This is a genomic window from Lelliottia sp. GFLA7, assembly GCF_056490165.1.
In genome coordinates this window covers 1-450 of sequence record NZ_JBWLAQ010000078.1, presented here as the reverse complement: position 1 = coordinate 450, position 450 = coordinate 1, and the positions used below count along the sequence as shown (strand labels likewise).

Here is a 450-nt window from a genome sequence, read left to right as displayed (position 1 = left end):
CATCAACGCGCCCACCACGACCAGAGCCGGGGCGGCCGCCTCGATCGGCACCACCGAGTACAGCGGCGTCAGGAACATCGCGGCCAGGAACAGCAGACCGGTGACCACGTTGGCGAGGCCGGTGCGGGCGCCCTCGGCGATACCGGACGCGGACTCGACGAAGACGGTGTTCGACGACGCGGACGCGCCGCCGCCGACGACCGCGCCGGCGCCCTCGACGATCAGCGCCTTGCCGATGCCGGGCAGGTTGCCGTCCTTGTCGGCGAGGTCGGCTTCCTTGCCGAGGCCGGTCATGGTGCCCATCGCGTCGAAGAAGTTGGCGAGCACCAGCGTGAAGACCAGCAGGCTGGCGGCCAGGACCCCGATGCGGGAGAACGCGCCGAACAGGCTGACGTCGCCGACCAGGCTCAGGTCGGGCAGCTGCGCGACGACGTCCGGGGCGGCGGGGAC

Annotated in this window: 1 protein-coding gene; it reads right to left on the bottom strand. The window is 72.0% G+C overall.

Annotated features, from left to right (window positions below):
• Positions 1–450 (bottom strand): solute carrier family 23 protein (locus AC07RN_RS21235; protein ID WP_478337255.1); only part of this gene is annotated, 450 nt, incomplete at both ends.